8 protein-coding genes and 1 tRNA gene are annotated in these 7,378 nt (G+C 67.1%); 2 read left to right on the top strand and 7 right to left on the bottom strand.

Annotation, left to right across the window (positions count from 1 at the left end; genetic code table 11):
• Positions 1–983 (top strand): MFS transporter (locus tag AC1D00_RS18795; RefSeq protein ID WP_477011685.1); only part of this gene is annotated, 983 nt, incomplete at its 5' end.
• Positions 984–1,092: 109 nt separating this feature from the next.
• Here the strand turns inward: AC1D00_RS18795 and AC1D00_RS18790 are convergent.
• Together AC1D00_RS18790 and AC1D00_RS18785 are read right to left on the bottom strand one after the other, a co-directional pair.
• Positions 1,093–1,308: a hypothetical protein gene (locus AC1D00_RS18790; RefSeq protein ID WP_027543857.1), complete on the bottom strand. Its 216-nt coding sequence runs from the start codon at positions 1,306–1,308 to the stop codon at positions 1,093–1,095.
• A 168-nt stretch (positions 1,309–1,476) separates the two neighbouring features.
• The gene (locus AC1D00_RS18785) at positions 1,477–1,785 is read right to left on the bottom strand and encodes a hypothetical protein (protein WP_477011684.1); all 309 of its coding nucleotides are present in this window, start codon (positions 1,783–1,785) and stop codon (positions 1,477–1,479) included.
• Between the two features lie 253 nt (positions 1,786–2,038).
• On the opposite strand from AC1D00_RS18785, the gene AC1D00_RS18780 reads away from it, so the two are divergent.
• Positions 2,039–3,088 (top strand): polysaccharide deacetylase family protein, encoded by a 1,050-nt coding sequence (locus tag AC1D00_RS18780; protein WP_477011683.1) that lies wholly within the window; start codon positions 2,039–2,041, stop codon positions 3,086–3,088.
• Between the two features lie 165 nt (positions 3,089–3,253).
• On the opposite strand, the gene AC1D00_RS18775 is transcribed toward AC1D00_RS18780, so the two are convergent.
• The 5 genes from AC1D00_RS18775 to AC1D00_RS18755 form a co-directional block, all read right to left on the bottom strand.
• Positions 3,254–3,640 (bottom strand): hypothetical protein, encoded by a 387-nt coding sequence (locus AC1D00_RS18775; protein WP_477011682.1) that lies wholly within the window; start codon positions 3,638–3,640, stop codon positions 3,254–3,256.
• 159 nt (positions 3,641–3,799) lie between these two features.
• Positions 3,800–3,875: transfer RNA gene (locus AC1D00_RS18770), tRNA-Thr, on the bottom strand.
• 100 nt (positions 3,876–3,975) lie between these two features.
• Positions 3,976–5,718 carry a heme biosynthesis HemY N-terminal domain-containing protein gene (locus tag AC1D00_RS18765; protein WP_477011681.1) on the bottom strand — a complete coding sequence of 581 codons (1,743 nt, stop codon included), beginning with the start codon at positions 5,716–5,718 and terminating at the stop codon, positions 3,976–3,978.
• 36 nt (positions 5,719–5,754) lie between these two features.
• On the bottom strand, positions 5,755–6,960 hold the full coding sequence (locus AC1D00_RS18760; protein WP_477011680.1) for a COG4223 family protein: 1,206 nt from the start codon (positions 6,958–6,960) through the stop codon (positions 5,755–5,757).
• Positions 6,961–7,042: 82 nt separating this feature from the next.
• The coding region (locus AC1D00_RS18755) for a uroporphyrinogen-III synthase (protein ID WP_477011679.1) at positions 7,043–7,378 on the bottom strand (336 nt) is incomplete at its 5' end.

Below are 7,378 nucleotides of genomic sequence, written 5' to 3'. Positions count from 1 at the left end.
TCGTGCTGCTGCGCACGCTGGTGATGGGCCTGATCGGCGGCGCCGTGATGGCGCTGATGCCGCTGGTCGCGCGCGACCTGCTGCATGGCGGTGCGCAGACCTACGGCATCATGCTCGGCGCCTTCGGCATGGGCGCGGTCGTCGGCGCACTCAACATCCACGAATTGCGCAAACGCATGAGCGGCGAGTCCGCAATCCGCGCCTGCACCATCTCGATGGCCTTTGCGATGGCCGCCCTTGCCGTGAGCACAGAACCGGTGCTGACGGCGGCCGCGCTGGTGCTGGCCGGTGCGGTCTGGATGGCCGCCGTCGCGCTGTTCAATATCGGTGTGCAGCTCTCGGCACCGCGCTGGGTCGCAGGCCGGTCGCTGGCGGCGTTCCAGGCCTCGATCTCCGGYGGCATCGCGATCGGCGCCTGGGGCTGGGGCCATCTCACCGACTATGCCGGCGTCGAGGTCGCGCTTCTGGTCGCGGCAGGCCTGATGCTGGTCTCGCCGCTACTCGGGATCTGGCTCACGATGCCGCGCGTCGGCGCCCGCAACGAGGACGCCGAGGTGCTCGCCGATCCCGAGGTCAGGCTGTCGCTCACCGGCCGCAGCGGACCGCTGGTGGTCGAGATCGAATACCGGGTCGCCCAGGAGAACGCGCGCGCCTTTCACAATGTGATGCAGGACGTGCAGCTCTCCAGGCAGCGCAACGGCGCCTATGGCTGGTCGATCGCGCGCGACATCGCCGATCCCGAATTGTGGACCGAGCGCTATCACTGCCCGACCTGGTTCGACTATCTGCGCCAGCGCAACCGCTCGACCCTATCGGAGCGCGCGCTGCATCAGCAGGCGATCGATTTCCACGTCGGCCCCGAGCCGGTGCGCGTCCGCCGCATGCTGGAGCGCCCGTTCGGCTCGGTGCGCTGGAAGGAAGAGACGCCGGACCGCGCAAGCGACGAGGTGCTGCCCGTGGTCGCGGCGGGGAGCAGCACGTAACTCTCGTCATTCCGGGGCGCGCCGTCAGGCGCGAGCCCGGAATCCATTTCTCAGGAGATTGCCGCTCGATGGATTCCGGGTTCGCGCTTCGCGCGCCCCGGAATGACGATCACTGCCCGTGATCCGTCAGCACCTTGTCGCAGCCTTTGCTCAGCCGCGTGCGATTCTGCTTGAGGCAGGCGAGCACAGCCTGGTCGCCATTGTTCATCACGGCGCGGCAAAAGCGCGTGACGTCGCGCGCGCAGGCGTCGTGTCCGGGCTGCTGTTGCGCTGATGCGCCAGATGCGCACAGGAGAAAAGGAACGATCAAAAGAAATCTGGTCATCGCGTAATGCCTCTTACCCGGAAGAAAGTGCGGGGGAAGCTAGTGCGACGATCCCGGAGCCGCAACGGCTTTATTGGCAGGAGGCGTCTTCGACGCCGCGTGGCCCCGGCTTGACGCCGGGGCACTGCGCGAAGGGAGCTAACCGACGCAACGATCGCTGTGTTGCTCTTACTGCTTGTCCTGGGCGTCAGCGACCTTGCGTGAGGCGCCCTTGGCGAGGTCCTTGTCCATCACCGCGCGGCAGCCGGCGCTCAGGTCCGAGCGATGCTTCATCATGCATGCGGTGATCTTCGGGATGTTGGGGATTTCCGACGAGCACAGGCGGAAGGCATCGCCGGTGCACATCTGCTGCGCTTCGGACGAGAAGGCGAAGCTCGACGTCGTCGAAACGATCGAGACGATGGCGGCCAAGCCCAGAGCGAGGCTGGTGTCGCGGATCTTGCTACTCGAGGACTTGGCGGTAAACGACGTGGTCATTTGAAGCTCCCATTGGCACCGCAGGAAGCGGGCCTGTTGTTGATGGGAACTACGATGCTCCAGCAAAACAGTTTCCACTGTGATGATGGTCACGGGGCAGGCCCCAACTGTGACTTCGGTCACATTGGCGCACCCCACTGAAAATCCGGCGCAAACGCCGTCGTGTTGGTGTCACGTTAACTGTTCCTTCGCATTAATGGCTCGTCGCGCGGGAAATTCCGCAGGTTTGGTTGCGTAATTGGAAAGAGTAGCGATGCGTAATGCGTTGGGCCTGATGCTGGCCAGTGTAGTTGCGGCGGTCGTGATTGCCGCCGGAGGTTGGTTTTATTATTCCTCGCGCGCCGATCAGGCCGCTCCCAAGACAATGGCCGCCCGTGCCGCCGATCAGTTGCCGGCACAGGCGAAGCTCGCCGCCAAGGATGACGTCGAGACCACCGCGGCGCTCGCGGGCAAGCCGGCGGCAGYCGCCCCGGCGCCAGCGCCCGCTCCGGCCATGCCGGTTCAGCAGAGATCGACCTGCGCCAATCCGAACGCCCTCGGCGTTTCCCGCGTGGYCGAGATCGACACCACCGACGGTCCCGGCTTCGGCTTCGAGCACTTCAARCAGTTCGATTTCCTCACCGACAAGGAGGTCGTGCTGACCTTCGACGACGGTCCGTGGCCGGTCAACACGCCCGCGGTGCTGAAGGCGCTCGCGGATGAATGCACCAAGGGCCTGTTCTTCTCGGTCGGCAAGCACGCGACCTACCACCCGGAGATCCTGCGCCAGGTTCTGGCCCAGGGCCACACGGTCGGCACGCACACCTGGTCGCATGTCAACCTGAACAGCAAGAAGATGACGGAGCAACAGGTCAAGGACGAGGTCGAGAAGGGCTTTAGCGCAGTGAGGTTCGCGCTCGGCACCAACCCGGCGCCGTTCTTCCGCTTCCCGCAGCTTCAGCACAATCCGGCGATGGTGACCTATTTCGGCACCCGCAACGTCGCGATGTTCTCGACCGACATCGATTCCTTCGACTTCAGGAAGGGCGCCACGCCGGAGAAGATCGTCGAGACCGTGATGGGCAGGCTCGACAAGCTCGGCAAGGGCATCATCCTGATGCACGACTTCCAGAAGCACACCGGCGAAGCCATGCCGGCGCTGCTCGCGCGGCTCAAGGCGGGCGGCTACAAGATCGTGCAGATGAAGGCCAAGACCACCTTCCAGACGCTGCCGGAATATGACGAGGCGCTGCTGAAGGACCTGAAGGTGCCGACCTCGAGCGCGCGTCCGATCGGAAGCGTGGTGCAGACGGTTTCGCAGTAACGCGTTCGACCAGATCGAAAACTCTTGCATGATGGCCGGGCTTGTCCCGGCCATCAACGTTCCTGGGCCTGCGTGGAAAGGTCATGGATGCCCGGGACATCTAGCGCGAAGACGCGCTTCGCGCTTTTGCCCGGGCGTGACGGCGAGGGCGGGCGCAGCGCCTGCTTACCAGTAGATGCCGTGGCGATGCAGCTCGCTGATGATGCGGCCTTCGGTCCAGGTGCGCTTGTGCTTCGGCTTGTTGACCTTCGCCGTGGTCTTCGGCGCAGGCTGCGTTGCGATCGCGGCGGGCGCTGACGTCGTCGCGGTTGCGGCGGGGGCCGGTGCTGCGGCAGGCGCAGGGGGCGAGATCGCCGGCGGACGATCGACATATTTCGGAGCGTCGGTGACGGGTGCGGCTTCACTCACTTGCGTCGCCGCGGCGATTGTCGCCGTCGCTTGCGGCGCCGCGGCCTGTTCGCTCGCCGTGGCCAGCGAGAGGCTGCGTGGGCCGGCCGCCTGGGCAGATGCCGAAGCCAGGACCATGGCGGCAACCAGAATGATCTTGCGCATGTGAAATCTCCCCGTGTTGGCGTGACGGGGACGCTACGCGAGAGACACGCGACACTATGTGATCGCAATCACGCAGGCGACCGGACGATCTTGAACCCGCGCACGCACATGCCAGCTGTTAGGACGCTTGTCTGCGACGATCGGATGAATTCGGGGCGCTGGTGCCGCAAGAGGGATTCGAACCCCCGACCCCGTCATTACGAATGACGTGCTCTACCGACTGAGCTATTGCGGCGAACCTTGCCGGGGCCCGGGCGGTGCCGGCCCCGATACGCGCGCTCCTGATATCGGGCATGGCCCGAATTGGCAAGAACAAGCGGGATGCGAAATGCGGCTTAGGCGCCCCAACGGGACCAGAATCCGCGCCAGCCGCCGGCCTGGGCCTTGGGCGTGCCGATTTGTTCCGTAAATTCATCGCTTGGGCCCTCGTCATCGATGCCGGGATCATCCGGGGCACGGACGATCGGGATGACAGCGGGAATCGGGGCGGGTGCGGGCTTGCCGAGGTCGGYGCGGGTCCGGAACACGGGCGTTTCCGCCACCGGCGCTGCTTCGGCCGGCTCGGGGGCCGGTTCAACCGGCTCGGTGGGCGTGACGACGGGCTCTGCCTTTGGCTCTTCCTTGGCCGCCGGAGGTGAATTGTCCTGCTCGGCCGGGGCCGGTGCAGCCGGAGCGGGTTCCATCGGGGTGTCATTCGCAGGCGCCGTGACCCGTTTCGGCGGTGGGGCCGCAAGCATGGCTTCCTCGAAGGCCGAGGACTCGATCAAGTCGCCCTTGTCGGAAGGAAGGCTCGCGACCGGCGTCTGCCACTGGAAGGCGTCGAGGCGGCCGGTGACCGGGGAGACCGGGCGCCAGCGATCACTGACATAGCCGTCGGCGGTCCAGACCGGATCGTGGCGAGCGCGCACCGCGCGCAAGGTCCAGGCGCGGGCGCGGCCGCCGTCGCCGTGCTCGGTGCGCTCGATCTCGGCCATCAGCAGTGCGACGCGCTGGGTCGGATCGTTGACGTAGGGCGCCAGCACCGCACGCGCGCGGGCAAACTCGGAGGCATCGATCGCGGCACGTGCGAGCGCGAGCTGGCCTTCAATATGGCCGGCTCCATCGGCAGGCGTCTTGGCCGCAAGCGTCTCGATCCGCTGCAAGCGCTGCCGTGCGGAATCGCCGATCCTCACATGTGCATAGGCCTCGGCCAGATCGGGATGCGGATTGGCGAGCCAGGCGACCTCGACCAGCTTCATGGCGCGGCGCACCTGATGCGCCTCGCTCTCGAATTTTGCGGCGAGCACGGCGGCCGGCACCAGGGTCGGTGCGAGCTTGATCGCCTCCATCACGCTCTCGCGTGCGACGTCGCGGTCCATCGTCTCCAATTCCAGCGCGCGTGCGGTGAGCAGCACGCCGCGCTGGCGGCGATAGGCCGGCTTGTCGATCAGGCCCGCGGACAGGTTCGAATCGAGGATCGCGAGCGCGCCGCTCCAGTCGCCGCGCGCGCAGCGGAAGCCGAGCACGGCATGCGAGGCCCAGGTCGAGGACGGCGACAGCTTGATCGCTTCCTCCGCGATCATGACGGCGCCGACCGCATCGTCGGCGCGCTGCGCCTCGATGAACAGGCCGCGCAGGCCGAGCAGCCGCGTATCCTCGCGCTCGGCCATGGCGCGGAAGGCGCGCTGCGCCTCGCCGCGATTGCCTTCGAGCTGCGCCGACTGGGCGTGCAGCAGCAGCGCGAGCGGATCGTTCGGCGCATGCCGCCGCGCCGTCTCGGCGTGACGGCGGGCGAGCGCGGTATCGCCATGACCGATCGCGAGCAGGCCGTGGGTGATGGCGTGGCGGCCGCGGGCGTGGCGCTTTTCATGGCGGCGGCGGCGCAAACGCCCCGGCGTCCGCCAGATCGTCGTCAGGATGCTCCAGACGAGCACGACGGCCGCGGCAAAGAGGCCCAGCAGGAACACGAACCTCGGCAACGTCGTTGAGGCGCGGAAACCGCCCGCGGTCAGGACGAGATCACCGGGCTGATCGGCAACCCAGGCCGCGCCGGCCGCCGCCAGCGCAATCAAGACGAGGAAAAGGACGATGCGAAGCATGACGATCCCTATACGCGCTGATTATTGCGCGAAGCTTTATTGAGCAGGCTTGACGAGATCCGCCATGGCATCGTCGGCGAACTTGCGGGACGCGGCGAGCGCGGCATCGCGGGCATTGGCCTTGTCGAGCCAGGCCTGCGCCGGCGCGCGATCGGCATCGGGCAGCGTCTTCAACTCGCGCCGCGCCTCGACGAAATCATTGCGGAGCGCAGCAGCCGTCACCCGCGCCACGATGGCGCCGCGGTCGTTGCCGACCCCGTCGGTCCGCTCGATGCGGACGAGTTTTGACGCTCCCGCCTGGAGACGCTCGACGATGCCGGTGCCGCTGGACTGGGCATCCGCCGGCGGCGACAGCTTTGGCACGATGTTGAGGAGCTCGCGGCTCAGCGCAACCGGTGTCGGGATGCCCGACGATGCAAAGGTGTCGAGTGGCTTCAGCATGTCGGGCTTGGCCGCCAGCGACCGCGCCGCGGCGAGCTGCGCCTCATAGGGATCGCCATGGCGCACGGCGACGTCGAGCAGGGCCGCCGCCACCACATGGCGCAGCGGCTTGTCGTCCATCGTCTTGGCATCAGCGATCTTCTCGCCCTGCTGCGCGAGCTCGGCCCGCTCCGTCTTGCTGGCGCGCTCGAGCTGCGCGATGCGGTCGTTGAGCGCGGCAAGGTCAGGCGAAGCGGCGCCCGGCGCAGATTTCGCATCGTTCAGAGCGCTCGCGGTCTTGTCGGACTGCGCGCGCAGATTGGCGATGTCGCTGCGCAGGCTGCCTGCGGATTTTTCCAGCGCATCGATCCGCGCCACCATGGCCGGGTCGGCGGCGGGCTTGCCAGCCCTGGCTTCAACCGCGGCAACGCGACCGTTCAAAGCGTCGACCGTCGCGCTTGTCACTTGTGGCGCGGCCGGCGGCGCCTGCACGGCGGGCCAGCCCAGCATCCAGCCGACCCCGATCACGACGGCCGCCGCCACCGCACCGGAGAGCGGTGCAATGACCCACGGCGAAACCGGAGGCGACGCGGGAGCGGCCGCAGCCTGCGCCTCGGGGCGCTCCGGCTCGGCGTCGGCCTGCTCGGATTTTGCCTGCTCGGGCTCGATGTGCTCGCTCGCCGGCGAAGCCTCGGGCTCGCCCGCCACCTCCTGCGGCTGGGTCGAGACTTCGGTCGCCTCGAGGTCGATGGTGGTCGGGGTGCGCTTGGCACGACCGGACTCGGGGGCCAATCCTGCGTCTTCAGGCTTGTCGTCGGCCATCGTGACGGTTCCTCACACTTCCATACCTTGCGCGGCAAAGGCCCTTGGACGGACCCGATCGCGTCGGATTCGGCCCGACCTCTTACGCCAAACGGGTGCGCAAAGCACGCTCCAAGGTGTCAAATAAGGCATTTTCGTCCGGCTTCGCGGCTACCAGAACCTGCGACGCACCGGCATCGCGCAGCACGCTGGCGACCGTCTCGGACAGGCAGCATTGCGGTATGGCCAGCGCCGAGATTTCGACGCCTTCGTCCCGCGCTGCATCCAGAAACGCCCGCGCGCTGCGCCGGGAATAATGCAGCACAGCCTCGATCCCATGCGCGGCGAAGCCCTCGCAGACATCGCGCGGGAGAATCTTGACCGGCGCCATGCGATAGGTGGTCTGCGTAACCACGTTGAAGCCTTCGGTGCCGAGTTC

This window comes from Bradyrhizobium sp. P2_E8, assembly GCF_056403875.1.
The sequence above is the reverse complement of the archived record's forward strand: the minus strand, read 5'-3'. Positions and strand labels throughout refer to the sequence as shown.